Origin of the sequence: Azospirillum isscasi (genome assembly GCF_030849505.1) — a bacterium.
Lineage (GTDB): Bacteria > Pseudomonadota > Alphaproteobacteria > Azospirillales > Azospirillaceae > Azospirillum > Azospirillum isscasi.
Window position 1 is genome coordinate 1 of sequence record NZ_JAUJFI010000013.1, and the last position, 14989, is coordinate 14989.

The 14989-nt window shown below is 70.3% G+C and carries 10 protein-coding genes; 4 read left to right on the top strand and 6 right to left on the bottom strand.

Translation table 11 applies throughout. The annotated features are described in order from the left end of the window. Positions 1-144: 144 nt before the first annotated feature. Genes QSG27_RS04800 through QSG27_RS04810 form a run of 3 tightly spaced genes read right to left on the bottom strand, consistent with a single transcriptional unit; the run spans position 145 to position 2167 of the window. Positions 145-480, bottom strand: a complete 336-nt coding sequence (locus tag QSG27_RS04800) for a YdbL family protein (protein ID WP_306703995.1) — start codon at positions 478-480, stop codon at positions 145-147. Next, on the bottom strand, positions 477-734 hold the full coding sequence (locus tag QSG27_RS04805) for a YnbE family lipoprotein (protein ID WP_306703996.1): 258 nt from the start codon (positions 732-734) through the stop codon (positions 477-479). Before QSG27_RS04805 ends, QSG27_RS04800 begins: the two co-directional genes overlap by 4 nt. Next, positions 731-2167 (bottom strand): YdbH domain-containing protein, encoded by a 1437-nt coding sequence (locus tag QSG27_RS04810; RefSeq protein WP_306703997.1) that lies wholly within the window; start codon positions 2165-2167, stop codon positions 731-733. Before QSG27_RS04810 ends, QSG27_RS04805 begins: the two co-directional genes overlap by 4 nt. 204 nt (positions 2168-2371) lie before the next feature. On the opposite strand from QSG27_RS04810, the gene QSG27_RS04815 reads away from it, so the two are divergent. Further along, on the top strand, positions 2372-2923 hold the full coding sequence (locus QSG27_RS04815) for a peptidylprolyl isomerase (protein WP_407653177.1): 552 nt from the start codon (positions 2372-2374) through the stop codon (positions 2921-2923). A gap of 66 nt (positions 2924-2989) precedes the next feature. On the opposite strand, the gene QSG27_RS04820 is transcribed toward QSG27_RS04815, so the two are convergent. After that, positions 2990-5641: a serine/threonine-protein kinase gene (locus QSG27_RS04820; RefSeq protein ID WP_306703999.1), complete on the bottom strand. Its 2652-nt coding sequence runs from the start codon at positions 5639-5641 to the stop codon at positions 2990-2992. A gap of 281 nt (positions 5642-5922) precedes the next feature. Here QSG27_RS04820 and QSG27_RS04825 point away from each other — a divergent pair, with 281 nt between their 5' ends. Then, positions 5923-6861 carry an aldose 1-epimerase gene (locus tag QSG27_RS04825; RefSeq protein ID WP_306704000.1) on the top strand — a complete coding sequence of 313 codons (939 nt, stop codon included), beginning with the start codon at positions 5923-5925 and terminating at the stop codon, positions 6859-6861. A gap of 18 nt (positions 6862-6879) precedes the next feature. Here the strand turns inward: QSG27_RS04825 and QSG27_RS04830 are convergent, their stop codons facing one another. Both QSG27_RS04830 and QSG27_RS04835 read right to left on the bottom strand, forming a co-directional pair. Continuing rightward, the gene (locus QSG27_RS04830) at positions 6880-7701 is read right to left on the bottom strand and encodes a lysozyme inhibitor LprI family protein (RefSeq protein ID WP_306704001.1); all 822 of its coding nucleotides are present in this window, start codon (positions 7699-7701) and stop codon (positions 6880-6882) included. Positions 7702-7714: 13 nt separating this feature from the next. Continuing rightward, a complete protein-coding gene (locus QSG27_RS04835) occupies positions 7715-8617 on the bottom strand; it encodes a hypothetical protein (protein WP_306704002.1) in 903 nt (300 codons plus the stop codon). 273 nt (positions 8618-8890) lie between these two features. Here QSG27_RS04835 and QSG27_RS04840 point away from each other — a divergent pair, with 273 nt between their 5' ends. Then, positions 8891-12235: a transglutaminase family protein gene (locus tag QSG27_RS04840; protein WP_306704003.1), complete on the top strand. Its 3345-nt coding sequence runs from the start codon at positions 8891-8893 to the stop codon at positions 12233-12235. A 156-nt stretch (positions 12236-12391) separates the two neighbouring features. Next, positions 12392-14986 (top strand): circularly permuted type 2 ATP-grasp protein, encoded by a 2595-nt coding sequence (locus tag QSG27_RS04845; protein WP_306704004.1) that lies wholly within the window; start codon positions 12392-12394, stop codon positions 14984-14986. Positions 14987-14989: the final 3 nt, after the last annotated feature.

Below are 14989 nucleotides of genomic sequence, written 5' to 3' on the forward strand. Positions count from 1 at the left end.
TCCTCCGGCGTGCCGGGCTCGCCCAGCGCGTCGAGCGCGCCGAACAGCCCGGCCTGGGCCGCGGAATCGCCCGGCGCGGCGGCGCAGGCCGCACGGCATTGCCGGAGCCGGGCACGGAGGTCGGCGGTCATGCCCGGCGGCGGCCTATTTGCGGACCCAACGCCCGCCCGACAGCACATACTGGCCGGCGGGGGTCCGCTCGATCAGCTGCTTTCCGGCCAGGGCCTGGACCTGATCCAGCGAGGTGCCGTTGCTGCCGGCGATCTCGCGGTAGCGGGCGACGCGCTGGGCGTTGACCTGCTCGGCAAGCTGGGCCGCGGAGGCCGGTGCGCCGGGGACCGCGCCGACCAGCCCGTCCGGACGCTCGCCGATCTGTCCGGCGGCTTTGGCCGCCCCCAGCGCGTCCTGGGCCGGCACCGGGGCGGGAGCCGACAGGGCGAGCGCCAGCACCAGCCCGGCGGCGGCAAACATGCGCTTCATGGCGTCTTTCCTCCCTTCGCGGTGCCCTGGGCCGGCGGCAGGCCGAACAGGGCCGGGTCGTCCGCGATGGCCTTTTCCAGGTCGCGTTCGACCTTCACCCGGACTTCCTGCTCGATCCGGATGTTCAGGTTGATCTCGATGGGCTTGTCCGGCGCCTCGACCTTGACGGTCGGGGTGCAGGCGCCCAATCCGACGCCCAGCCCGGCGATCATCGCGGCGGTCAGGGCGCGCCGGCTTCGAACCGTGTGTCTCATGGATTCCTTCGTTGGAACTCCGTCATGCGGTCGCGCACCGTCTCGGGAATGCGGTAGGTGTCCAAGCTCTGCCGCAGAATCCGGTCGAGCGCGCCGCTCACCTTAAGATTAAGCGCGACCGGATAGCCATCGTAGAATGCCGGGTTGGAGCCGCGTATGGCGATGCCGATCGCCAGTTCTCCGCCGGCCTGACCGTCCACCGTGGCGCTCAGCGTGTCGTAGCGGAAGTCGGTCAGCGCTCCCATCAGCAGGGCGGTCGGGCTGCCCTCCTCGCCGTTCAGGAAGCCGGGCGGGTTCTCGGGGTCGTAGCGCAGCGTGCCGGGGGCGTCCGCCTCCAGCCGCCCGCCGTCCAGATGAACGGAATCGGCCTCGATGCGCACCGGCAGGCTCCCGCTGACCGTTCCGGTCGCGTCCAGCCCGTCCACCGCGACCATCGCCAGCATGGGGCCGAGATGGACACCCTCCGCCCGCAGCGTCACCGTGCCGCGCGGCGCCACCGGATCGATGGCGAAGGGCTCCGCCCGCAGCACCCCGCCGGCCCAGTGCCATTCGGCGCGCTCCACGCTCAGCCGGCCCTTCGCCCCATAGCCGAAGCGGAGGGTGCCGTCGGTCAGCGGCAAGCCGATGTCCAGCAGCTTCACCGCCAGAGTCTGGCCCGGCGCCACCACCGGGGGAACGACGCTGGGGAAGGAGAGAACCCCGTTGACCCCGCTGGCCGACACCGGCCCGAACCGCCCGGCGACGTCGGCCAGCAGCAGGTCGCCCTGCGCCCGCAGCGCCGTTCCGTCCCAGGTGAGGCGGGCCTTGGCCGTCAGGGTGCCCACCGTCTCCGCGATGGTGCCGGCGCCGGTCCAGTGAGTCAGGGCCGGCAGCCCCTTGGCCGGGGCGGTCAGGGTCGCCTGCCCGCGGTGAAGCGCCCCGTCGCGGGTCATGGTCAGACGCAGCGTCCCGTCCGCCGTTCCCCGCGGAGTCGCCAGCGTCACGCCGGCGTCCGCGAGCTGGATGGAGTCGATGGGGAGCGTGAAGGTCGCATCGTCAGCCTCTCCGCCGCCGGTCTTGGCGGAACCCGCCAGGGGATGGCCGGCGAGGCGCAGGCTGCCGTCCTTGGCCACGTCCAGCCTGAGGCGGGCGTCCACGATCTCCAGCCGGGCGATTCGGCCCTCCAGAAGGGTTTCCAGCGGGTGAAGGATGGCGAGGGTCCCGCCGACCGCCCCGTCCCGGTCCAGCCGCAAAATGGCGCGGGTCCGCTCCGCGGACAGCTCCGTCACGGTCACGGCGGCGTCCGGAAATCCGGAGCGGCGCAACGCCTGGGTGGCGGCGGCTCCGGCCAGATCGGTCCGGTGCAGGACGAGCAGGGCGACGGCGCCGCCCAGCAGCGCCACCTTCGCCAGCACCAGCCATCGCCTCAATCTCCGCATGCCCTGCCGCCGCACGCCTTGCTCCTCCCCACCGTCGCCCTTCGGGCATGAACACCCGAAAGGCAATGTATCGTCCATGACGGGCCGGGCGCGACCTTGCAGACCTGCGATATCGGTGGGACGGCGGTCGGATGGCGGCAGCCCCGCAGCGCGTCTTTGCATCGGCGCCGGATTCCCCTATGGTCGCCTCCGCGGAATCGGCACATCGGAGAGTTTCGCATGTTGCGGTGGACGCGCATTCTCATGGCGGCACTGTTCGCCACTTTCTTTTTCGCTCAGGGGGAGGCCAAGGCCTTGGATCCGGAAAACACCCTCTATCTCGACCTCAAGGACGGCCGCGTGGTCATCGAACTGCGCCCCGACCTGGCACCGAACCATGTCGCCCGCATCAAGGAGCTGACCCGTCAGGGCTTCTACAACGGGGTGGTGTTCCACCGCGTGATCGACGGCTTCATGGCCCAGACCGGCGACCCGACCGGCACCGGCACCGGCGGTTCCGGCAAGAAGCTGAAGGCGGAGTTCAGCAACGAGCCGCACGTCCGCGGCACGCTGTCAATGGCCCGCACGCCGGACCCGGACAGCGCCGACAGCCAGTTCTTCATCTGCTTCGCGCCGGCCTCGTTCCTGGACAAGCAGTACACGGTCTGGGGCAAGGTCGTCGAAGGCATGGAGTTCGTGGACAAGATCAAGAAGGGCAGCCAGTCCCGCAACGGTCAGGTCAGCGACCCGGACAAGATCGTCAAGATGCAGGTTGCCGCGGACGCCAAGTAAGGCGGCCCGACACCCGCGATCGGGGCGGCGAAACCGCAAGCCGCCCCGTTTCGCCCCCGGCGACGGTCAAGCCCCGTTCAGCGCCCCGTTCAGCGCCACCAGCAGATCCCGCATGCTGCGGGGACGCTCCTGCCAGCGCATGGACAGGCCGCTCAACAGCACCTTCTCGAATCCCGGCGGCACCGTGGCGCCGCCGTCCGCCAGCCTCGGCACCCGGTCGCTCATGAAGCGGCTGGTCGCATCGGGCGGCGTCTTTCCGGTCAGGGCGTAATACGCGGTGGCGCACAGCGCGTAGACGTCCGTCCAGGGCCCCTGCTTCCCGTCCGGCGCGTATTGTTCGGGCGGCGCGTAGCCCGGCTTCAGGATCACCGTCAGGTCGGCGCTCTTCCCCGCGGCTTGGCGCGCGGCGCCGAAATCCAGCAATTTGCGCTCACCGCCGCTGGTCAGGAAGATGTTGTCCGGGCTGATGTCGCGGTGGATCATCCCCTGGTCGTGCACGAATTGCAGCGCCTTCATGATCGGCGACAGCAGGGTCAACGCCTTGCGCGCGTCGATCCGCCCGCCGCTTTCGGCCACATGCCGCTTCAAGGTCCGTCCGTCGAGAAGCTCCATGACGATGTAGGCGGTCTCGTTCTCCTCGAAGAAGTCCTGGACGCTGACGATCTCCTTCACCTCCCGCAGGCGGGCGAGCATCCGCGCTTCCTCCAGGAACTTGGTCAGCCCGGCGGAGAAGCTTTGGGCATGCTCGTCGGAGAAGGGAACGACGCCCGGCGATCCGGCGGCGCGGGACACCAGATTGGCCGGGTAGAACTCCTTCACCGCGACCTTGATCTGAAGCCGTTCGTCCCAGCCGAGATAGGTGGCGCCGAAGCCCCCCTGCCCCAGGACGCGGCCCACGAGATAGCGGCCCAGCAGCCGCGTTCCCGGCAGCAGGTGGATGCCGTTGCGGTTCTGCACGCGGACCGGATAGCCGCAATCCCGGCAGACCTCGCGCGGCGCCTTCGGAGCGAAGCAGCCCGGGCACAGGCCGGACGCGGCGGCCCCCGCCACCGGCATCGGAACCGTCACCGCGGCCATGCTCATCGGAAGGGCGATGCTGCGGACGGGCGGCGCCAGGACGGTCGGCAGCGCCGTCGCGCCGCAGGGCTCGAAGGTGGAGGCCGGCTCCGGCCGGATGGCCTGCGGCGGCGCCTTGGCCGGGGTCAGCGGCATTTGGCGGAGCCGGTCCAACAGCTCGTACAGGCGGCGGACCTCCGCCTGGGCGATGTCGTCGCCCTGGGCGGCGGCCAACTCGGCCTGGAACTGCGGCTGGCGGGCGGTGTCGAGGATATGCTGGCGCAGGATCGACAGCGCGCCGTCGTCGCCGACCAGACCGGAACAGGCCAGTTCCGCCAGGCGGATGGTGCGGCGGCGCGGCAGGGGCTCGATCTGGCGCAGCCGCTGGATGAGCCTCCCCCGCCGTGCGAACTCGTCCACCACGGAGGCCGCGCGCGCGGCGATCCGTTCCCGGTCGTCCTCCCGCAGGCCCGATCCGCGGATGGCCTTCACCGCGCCGGTCAGGGACTGCCGGACCAGCGCCGTGTCCGGCGTCTGGAGCACCATGTTCTCCACCAGCAGCTCGTTCTTCAGCGCGGCGTCCAGCGCGTCCACGATCTCGCCCAGATGCCGCTCCGCGGCGGCCACGGCGGAGACGGCGGCCAGATAATGGATCCGGCAGATCAGGTCCGGCTGCGTCTCGCTGAGCCCGACGATGGAGCGGCGGTAGGCGCTGGCCCCGCCCTGCTCCAGCCGGCGCGAATAGCGGACGGTCAGCGCGTCGGCCATGGCGGCCCCGCCGGTCAGCCCCGCGGGGGTCAGCAGATGGCCGGTCAGCGTGCGCAGCAGGTCGGCTTCCTGTTCCGCCGTGCCGCGCCCGAGCGTCTGGGGGGCGCGGAGATGGCGACGGATGCGCTCCAGCACCATGGCGCGGGCGGCGGGCAGGCGGCCCTGGCGGAACAGGCCGTTCAGCACGCCCAGCCGGTTCGGTCCGAACGCCTCCACCGGCACCCGTCCGAACAGCAGGTCGCACAGCGCCACCAGCGGCGACCCGCCGGCCGGGGTGCTTCCAAGCAGGTCCTGGGTCGCGGCGGGAGAGGCCAGCACGTCGCCGATCACCTCGTCCAGCGCGGCGGACAGCGCGTCCTCCCGCTCCGCCGGGAAAAGCTGGATCAGCGCGTCGAGCTTGGCCGCCCAGGTCCGGCAGTCTTCCAGTTCCAGGCAGACCGCCACGCGCAGGTCGAACGCAACGTCCCCGGTCGGTGACTTGCCCGGCGCGCTGCGCAGGATGGACTCGATGAGGGTGCGCCCCCGCGCCAGTCCGGTGAAGGCGACCTGGGCGGCGCGGGCCTTCGCCGAGGTTTCGGAGACCGCGTTGTCCAGCGCGCGGCGCCGGGCTTTCGCCTCCTGGCCGGGAAGCCGGGCCTGCACCGTGGCGACCTTGCCCAGGGCGGCTTCCATCAGCGAGGTCTTGGCCTGGAGCGCCTTCAGGTGCCGGGCGTTGTGGATCAGTTCCGTCGGGGTCAGCGCGAGGCCGTCGAGATGCTGGCGCAACGCGATGCCGATGACCATCCGCGCCGGCCCGCCGTGATGGTCGGCGAGCGTCTGGCACAGCACCGCCTCGTCGAGCGTGCCGGCGGGGCCGGGTGCCCCTGCGGAGGCGGGCGTCCTGGATGCGGGCAATGACACGGGCGGCCTATGGGCGGGATCGGCGCGGCGGCGGACGATGGGGACGGTCTGTCATAGTCCACGCACTCCGGTAAACAGCCGGTATACGTGCGGCGAATTGGCTAAACGGTACGGTTGCGCAGGTGGCCGGGCTGTTTGCGCAAAGGTGTTGCAAGGGGCCATCGGGCTTGATCCGGGGCACACTTTTGCGCGCAGCGCCGGTCTTCCCTTCCCCTGCGGGCTGTGCGATACCCGGACCGATACCGGCGCCCAACCACCGCCGGCAGGAGGCCCAGATGGAGCAGGTCGAGTTGGACCAGGGAATCGGCGCCCACACCCTTGCGCTGCATCGCCGCGCCATGAACGGCTCCCTGGAATGCACCCTGTGCCCGCAGCGCGGCGGCGGCGTGGCCCGCCTCGCCTGGCATGGCCCGGACGGCACCGTCGACCTGCTGCGCCCGGCCTCGGACTGGGCGCTGCGCCACGGTTCGGCCATCGACATGGGCTGTTTTCCCCTGGTGCCCTTCTCCAACCGCATCGCCGGGGGGCTGTTCACCTTCGACGGACAGCGGGTGCAGCTTCCGCTGGACGGGGACGGCAACCCGCACGTCATCCACGGCCATGGCTGGCGCGCCGCCTGGACGGTGGAGGATATCGGCGAGTCGGCCCTGCGCATGACGTTCCGGCACCGCGGCGGCGGCTGGCCCTGGCGCTACCGCGCGACGCAGACCGTGGCGCTGGACGAGGAGGGTTTCAGCCTGACCCTCTCCCTCGTCAACGAGGACGACACGCCCATGCCCGCCGGGATCGGGTTGCACCCCTATTTCCCGAAGCCGCCGGGAACCCGCCTGACCGCGCGGGTCGGCAGCGTCTGGCTGAACGGCCCGACCATCCTTCCGGCCCGGCGCGCCGCGGTGCCGCCCCGCTGGGCCTTCGCGGACGGGGTCGTCATGGACGGCACGGTGCTGGACAACGGCTTCACGGGCTGGGACGGGCTGGCGGCTCTGGATTGGCCGACGCTGGGCCTGCGGCTGTCGATCGAGGCGGACGGGCCGTTCGGCCATCTCATCGTCTACGCCCCGTCCGGCGAGGATTATCTGTGCGTCGAGCCGGCGTCCCACATGACCGACGCGATCAACCACCCGGAGGAGCCGGACGCCGGACTGCGCCGCCTCGAACCGGGGGAGGAACTGAGCGGCACCCTGCGCCTGCGCCTGGAACCGCTCGTCCGGTAACGCCCCCCGTGCGGTGACTTACCGGCAGCGCACGAAGGTGGCGCCGAAGGCCGGCTGCGCCAGTTTCAGGAACAGGCGGTCCAGCCGCGGCGCCTCGGCGGCGTCCAGGCGCAACGTGCCCTCCGGCAGCCCCTCTTCCCCGCCGAAGGACAGCCCTTCCGCCGGATCGCCCTCGCCGGGCGCCAGCGGGCCTTCCAGCGGGAAGCCGGGGATGCGCGGGTCGTGCAGGCTGAAGGCGCCGTCGCCGGCGATCTCCAGATAGGAGGTCCGGCAATCGTCGATGGGCGCCCGGGTGGCCGGGTCGGCCTTGGCCCAGCGCCCGGTCAGGTCCGGCAATCCCGCCGCCCGCTTCGCCGGACCCGCCTTCGCCGGAGCCGGGGCGGGACGCGGCGGGGCCGAGGCCGAAACCGTCAGCGGTTCGTCGGCGACCGGAGCGCGGCGGGCCGCCAGTTCGGAGTCCAGCGCCCTGGTGCGATCCGCCATCTGGCGCGCCAGACAGGCCGCCCGGTCCTTGCCCTTCTTCGGGTCCGCCAGATCGGCATCGGCGACCGGGCAGGCGGCGTCCCGCCGTTGCAGCCACGCGCGCTGGCCGGCGGCGACAGCCTCCGCTCCGGGCTTGCCGGCCTCGTCGGCCAGCGCCTGGAGGGCCGAGTCGAGTTTCCCGGAAGCGGCAACCAGCGACACGTCCCGGCAGATCAACTGGGCGGCCGGCGTCTCCCCCGCGCACTCCATGGGCATGGCCGCGGGCTTGTCCATGGGCTTGGCGGTCTCCCCGCCGGTGTCCGCCGCCATGGCGGTGCCGGCCATCAGCATGCCCGTCAGAAGAATCGCTGCCCGCATCGCACGAAATCCCTTACGCCGGAAACGCTTCCAGAACGGCTTTCACCTGCCGCTGGAAATCCTGGTCGCTGCGATAGCGCGTCAGGACCGTCTTGTCACGCTGAAGGAGGAAAAAGATGTCCTCCCGGCTGGGCAGGGAACGCGGGTTGGGCTTGTCCAGCAACTCCCCGTTCCAGCCGATGCGCGCCATGAAGTAGACGGCGCGGGAGTTCAGCATGAACAGCTTGTTGTCCGGCGCCAGTTTTTCCCGGCGCAGCAGGGCGTAGAGGTAATAATTCCGCCCATGGAAATAATTGATGTAGATCGCCTGTAGCACAGCAAAGCGCTCGTCGGGGCTGGTGAATTTCTTGATCTGCCGCTCCAGTTTGAAGCCGGCGTAGAAATACTCCCGCGCCTCGTTCTCGAAGGAGAAGGCGGAGCCGCGGATTTGCGACAGTTGTTCCCCATATTTGCGCAGGACGCGCCCCATCAGCAGTTCAAGGAACCGGCGCTCCGCCGCAAGTTCGTCCGGTGGCTGCTGGATCAGTTCGAACACATGGCGGAGATGATAGGGGTGCCGCACCACGATGACCGGAACGCTGGATTTCGGGCCTTTCTCCGATCCCCGCCGTTCCCCCAGCAGGGTCGCCGACGGCGAGACCGAGGCGACCACGGAGGAAATGGTGTCCTGGATCTTCCAGCGCCGCTTCACCTGCGTGGATTGCTTGCCGATGTGGAACCGCGCCAGCCGACGCTGCAACCGGCTGCGCCATGTCTCCTTCGGCGCCTTGTGGGTCGGCAGGTTGCCGATGACCAGCGGGTTGCCGAGCACGTCCGACGGTGGCGGCAGAGGGTTGAAATTGAAGTACTTGCCGGTGACGACGCCGCGCGTGGCACCGCCGGGCGCCGCGTCGCCCGCCGGGGATCCGCCGCTCATGGACAGGCCCGCCAGCATCGCCATTTCCAGTACACACTCTAAGCCTGCGTCATTCCCGTCCGGCGGACAGGGATAAGTCTTTATAGGGCCGTCCGCGCGGCGATGAAAGCGGCAACCGGCACCGCATACCTCTGCACGTTTTTTGTGCAACCATCTCGTGCCGCGTTTGCGAAGGCGCTCTGGTCTGCGCGAACTCTTCGATGGTACTATGCCTCATCCGTGCAGCGGAGTGTCCGCGGCGGACCGGCCAGCGCAGCAAACGGGTGGAACTTCATGGCGATCCACGTCGCTCTCAACCACAAAACCGTCTATCGTTATGACCGTCTGGTCAATCTGGGACCACAGATCGTCCGGCTCCGCCCCGCCCCCCATTGCCGCACGCCGATCCTCAGCTACTCGCTGCGGGTCACTCCGAAGCATCATTTCCTGAACTGGCAGCAGGACCCGCAGTCCAACTATCAGGCCCGCTTCGTCTTCCCGGAAAAGACCCGCGAGTTCGTGGTGGAGGTCGATCTCGTCGCGGAGATCGCGGCGATCAACCCCTTCGACTTCTTTCTGGAGGAGAAGGCCCAGACCATCCCCTTCGCCTACGAACCCTGGCTGGAGCGCGAGCTTCGCCCCTATCTGGAGGTGGAGGAGCCGGGGCCGCTGCTGGCCGGCTATCTGACCGGCATTTCGCGGGAGCCGGCGGCGTCCATCAACTTCCTGGTGGACATCAACCAGCGCCTTCAGAAGGACATCGGCTACGTCATCCGCCTGGAGCCGGGCATCCAGACCTGTGAGGAGACGCTGGGCAAGCGCACCGGCTCCTGCCGCGATTCGGCGTGGCTGCTGGTGCAGATCCTGCGCAACCTGGGTCTGGCCGCGCGCTTCGTCTCCGGTTACCTGATCCAGCTCACCGCCGACCAGAAGGCGCTGGACGGCCCGTCCGGACCGGAGGCCGACTTCACCGACCTGCACGCCTGGACCGAGGTGTTCCTGCCCGGCGCCGGCTGGGTCGGGCTCGATCCCACTTCCGGCCTGCTGGCCGGCGAGGGGCACATCCCGCTGGCCTGCACGCCCGACGCCTCCTCCGCCGCCCCCATCTCCGGCCTCATCGACGAGTGCGAGGTGGAGTTCGGCCACGAGATGTCGGTCACCCGCATCTATGAGGCGCCGCGCGTTACCAAGCCCTACAGCCCGCAGCAGTGGGCGGGCATCGAGGCGCTGGGCCACCGCATCGACGAGGAGCTGGACGCCGGGGACGTCCGCCTGACCATGGGCGGCGAACCGACCTTCGTGTCCATCGACGACATGGACGGGGCGGAGTGGAACACCACCGCGCTCGGCCCCAACAAGCGCAAGCTCGCCGCCGACCTCGTGCACCGGTTGGCCAACCGCTTCGCGCCGGGCGGGCTGCTGCATTTCGGCCAGGGCAAGTGGTATCCGGGCGAATCGCTGCCGCGCTGGGCGATGACCGTCTACTGGCGCCGCGACGGCGAGGCGCTGTGGGCGAACGGCGACCTTCTGGCGCGCGAGGACACCGACTACGGCCACACGGCGGAGGACGCCGGCGCCTTCCTGGTCACGCTGGCGAAAAAGCTGGGGCTGGACCCGGCGCTGGTGCTGGCCGCCTACGAGGACCCATGGCATTACCTGCGCCGCGAATCGTTGCTGCCGGTCAACGTCGATCCGCTGGACAGCAAGCTGGAGGACAAGGAGGAGCGTGCGCGCCTCGCCCACGTCTTCACCCGCGGCCTGAACGAGCCGGTCGGCTTCGCCCTGCCGATCAACCGCAAGATGACCCAGCAGGGGCCGGTGTGGCTGTCCAGCGCCTGGCCGCTGCGCCAGGAACGGCTGCTGCTGATGCCGGGCGACAGCCCGGTCGGCTACCGCCTGCCGCTGGGCTCCCTGCCCTGGGTGGCGCCGCAGGACTATCCCTACTCCTGGGAAACCGACCCCTTCGAGGAGCGGGCGCCGCTGCCGCCGAACCGGGTGCCGCTGCGCCAGCGCGCGGTCCGCGAGACGGCGGAGCGCCAGGACGCCGCCAAGCGGAACGAGCGCGTCCAGCGCGCCATGGCCGAGGTGCGCAGCGAGATCCCGGCGGAAGGCAAGTCCGCCTGGTGGGTGGTCCGCACCGCCCTGACCTGCGAGGCGCGGAACGGCCGGATCCACCTCTTCATGCCGCCGATGAACACGCTGGAGGATTATCTGGCGATGCTGGCGGAGATCGAGGCGACGGCGGTCGAACTGGACATGCCGGTGGTCATCGAAGGCTACCAGCCCCCCAAGGACCCGCGCCTGAACTCGCTGGCCGTCACCCCCGACCCCGGCGTGATCGAGGTGAACATCCACCCCTCGCACACTTGGGACGAGCTGGTCCGCAACACGCTGGACCTTTACGAGGACGCCCGCCAGTCGCGGCTGGGTGCGGAGAAGTTCATGATCGACGGGCGCCACTGCGGCACCGGCGGCGGCAACCATGTGGTGATGGGCGGCGCCACGGCGGCGGACAGCCCCTTCCTGCGGCGGCCCGACATGCTGCGCAGCCTGATCACCTTCTGGCAGAACCACCCGTCCCTGTCCTACGCCTTCTCCGGCCTGTTCATCGGCCCGACCAGCCAAGCGCCGCGCGTGGACGAGGCCCGCGACGACGCGCTCTATGAGCTGGAGATCGCCTTCAACCAGATCGACAAGGCCGCGGCGGCGGGCAATTGCCCGCCCTGGATGGTGGACCGCGTGTTGCGCAACCTGTTGACCGACGTGCAGGGCAACACCCACCGGGCGGAGTTCTGCATCGACAAGCTCTATTCCCCGGACAGCGCGACCGGGCGTCTGGGGCTGGTCGAGTTCCGTGCCTTCGAGATGCCACCCCACGCGGAGATGAGCCTGACCCAGCAGCTTCTGCTGCGCGCCCTGGTCGCGCGTTTCTGGAAGGCCCCCTACAAGGGCAAGCTGGTGCGCTGGGGGACGGAGCTGCACGACCGCTTCATGCTGCCCTATTTCGTGCAGCAGGATCTGGCGGACGTGATCGCCGACCTGCGCGACCACGGCTATCCCATCGAGGAGCGCTGGTTCGACCCGCACATGAACTTCCGCTTCCCGGTCTACGGCCACGTCAACCAGCGCGGCATCTCGCTGGAACTGCGCATGGCGCTGGAGCCCTGGCACGTCCTGGGCGAGGAGCCGGGCGGCGGCGGCACGGTGCGCTACGTGGACAGCTCGGTCGAGCGGGTGCAGGTGCGGGTCACCGGTCTGACCGACGCGCGCTACGCCATCACCTGCAACGGGCGCCGCGTGCCGCTGATCCCCACGGGGACGGAGGGCGAATTCGTGGCCGGCGTGCGGTACCGGGCGTGGCAGCCGCCCTCCTGCCTGCACCCGACGATCCCGGTGCACACGCCGCTGGTCTTCGACATCCTGGACCTGTGGGCGGGCCGCTCCATCGGCGGCTGCACCTACCACGTCATGCATCCGGGCGGGCGCAACTACGACACCTTCCCGGTCAACGCCAACGAGGCGGAGGGGCGGCGTCTGGCCCGTTTCTTCCCCTTCGGCCACACACCCGGCCCGATGGACGCCCCGGCGGAGGAGCGCAATCCGCAGTTCCCGATGACCTTGGACCTGCGGCGGGGCTGAAGCGGCACCTTTATTTCCCTTTCCCCCCTGGGGAGAGGGTCAGGGTAAGGGGCGACGTGCGCTCTGCCAGGGGCGCGCCGATGCGCCGCTTGCATCGGCGGGACCGGGCGTTCACACTCCCTGCGCATTGCACCGCTGTGAACGTACGATCCGACCTTGGCCGACCGCGAATCTCCTTTCCTCGACCCCAGCACGCCCACCCTTGCGGGGCTGCGTCCGGTGCCGTTCCTTCAGGGATCGCTGTTCGGCGAGGCCGACGCGATGGGCTATGGCCGCGGCGAGGTCTATGACGAGATGGTCACCGGCCAGGGCCGCCTGCGCCCGCACTGGCAGACCTTCATGGGCACGCTGGGTCCCCTCGACCCGGAACTGATGGCCGAGCGGTGGGAGGAGGCGCGGCGCCTGCTGCACCAGAACGGCGTCACCTACAACATCTACGGCGACCCCAAGGGGATGGAGCGGCCCTGGCCGCTCGACATGGTGCCGCTGCTGCTTCCCGCCCACGAGTGGAAAGCGGTCGAATCGGGGCTGATCCAGCGCGCCACCCTGCTGAACGCGGTGCTGGCCGACATCTACGGCCCGCAGACCCTGACGCGCAGCGGGCGGCTGTCCCCGGCGGTCATCCACGCCGATCCCGGATTCCGCCGCGCCGTGCACGGCATTCCGGTGCCCAACGACATCCATCTGCATTTCTATGCGGCGGATCTCGCCCGCGCGCCGGACGGGCGCTGGTGGGTGCTGTCCGACCGCACACAGGCGCCGAGCGGCAGCGGCTACGCGCTGGAGAACCGGGCGGTGCTGGCGAAGGTCCTGCCGGACAGCTTCCGCCATTGCCAGGTGGAGCATCTCGCCCCCTTCTTCGAGGCGTACAAGGAAACGCTGCTGTCGCTGAGCCCGCGCCGCGACCAGCCGCGGATCGTGCTGCTGACGCCCGGCCCCTACAACGAAACCTATTTCGAGCACGTCTATCTGGCCCGCTACCTCGGCATCACGCTGGTGGAAGGCGGCGACCTGACCGTGCGCGACCGTCAGGTCTACCTGAAGACCCTGTCGGGTCTGGAGCCGGTGGACGTGATCCTGCGCCGCCTGGACGCCGATTTCGCCGATCCGCTGGAGCTGCGCGCCGACAGCTCGCTGGGCGTGGCGGGGCTGATCGAGGCGGTGCGCGCCGGGAACGTCGTGGTGGCCAACTCGCTCGGCTCCGGCTTCCTGGAATCCATGGCGGTCAAGCCGTCGCTGCCCATGCTCTGCCGCCATTTGCTGGGCGAGGAGCTGAAGATGCCGGGCGTCGCCGTCTGGTGGTGCGGCAACGACGACGAACGCGCCTACGTCATCGAGCATCTCGACGGGCTGGTGGTGAAGCCGGCCTTCCCCTCCCTGTCCTTCGAGCCGATCTTCGGCGCCGACCTGTCGGTGGCGGAGCGCGCCGCGCTGGTGGAGCGCATCAAGGCCCGCCCCTGGTGCTACGTCGCGCAGGAACGGCTGGCCCTGTCCACGGCGCCGGTCTGGCAGGGCGGACGGCTCCAGCCGCGCCCGCTGGTTCTCCGCGTCTTCCTGTGCGCCCGCCCGGACGGCAGCTACACCGTCATGCCCGGCGGCCTGACCCGCGTGTCCACCGAGTCCGGGAAGCTGGTCGTCTCCATGCAACGGGGCGGCGGCAGCAAGGACACCTGGATCCTGTCCGGGCGCCGGGCCGACACCACCCCGGCGACGCCGCGCCCGCAGCCCGCCCCGGAACCCCAGCCGGTGCCGAAGGCGGCCTCCGCCGACCTGCCCAGCCGGGTGGCCGACAGCCTCTACTGGCTGGGCCGCTATGCGGAGCGGTCGGAGGGCACGGTGCGGCTGCTGCGCTCCACCCATTCCCGCCTGACCGACGGCAACCTGCCGGGCGCGCCGTTGCAGCTCCGCCCGCTGCTCCACCTGATGGCCTGGGAGGGTATGATCCCCTGGGACCTGACGCGCGTGACCGCGCATGGCGGCGGACGGGCGTTGCGGGCGGCGCTCTACAGCTCCGTCGTGGACCCGGACCATCCCAACAGCCTGCGCGCCCAGGTCCAGCGCGTGCACCGCACGGCCTATTCGGTGCGCGACCGCCTGTCGCTCGACATGTGGCGGGTGGTTACGATGCTGGAGCGGCAGAGCCAGCCCCCGGCGCACAAGCTCGACGCCGCGGCCATGCTGCTGCGTCTGGACGACCTGATGACCTGCCTCGCCGCCATCGCCGGGCTGGAGCAGGAGAGCATGACGCGCGGCCAGGGCTGGCGCTTCCTCGACATCGGGCGGCGCATCGAACGGGCGCTCCACATCATTTCGGTGATGCGGGGCATCCAGGTCCACGCGCTCGACCGGCAGGACGAGCCGGTCCAGGTGGCGACCCTGAGCGTGCTGCTGGAGCTGGGGGAGAGCGTGATGACCTACCGGTCCCGCTACCTGACCAGCGTGCGGCGGCGCCCCGTGCTGGAGCTTCTGCTGGCCGACGAGTCGAACCCGCGCGCCCTGGATTTCCAGTTGGCGGCGCTGGAACGGCATGTCTCCGCCCTGCCCGGCGGCTCGCAGGCGCTGCCGGGGGAAACCGCGGCATCGGCGCGGTCGATCCTCAAGGCCGCCCGCGCCTCGCTGCGCGCGCCGGACGCGCTGGACTCGGGAACGGCCCTGCACACGCTGCTCGACTCGCTCGCCCTGTCGCTGCCCGAGATCTCCAACCTCCTGACCCACGCCTATTTCAGCCATGCCTTTGCCCGACCGGCCTGACCT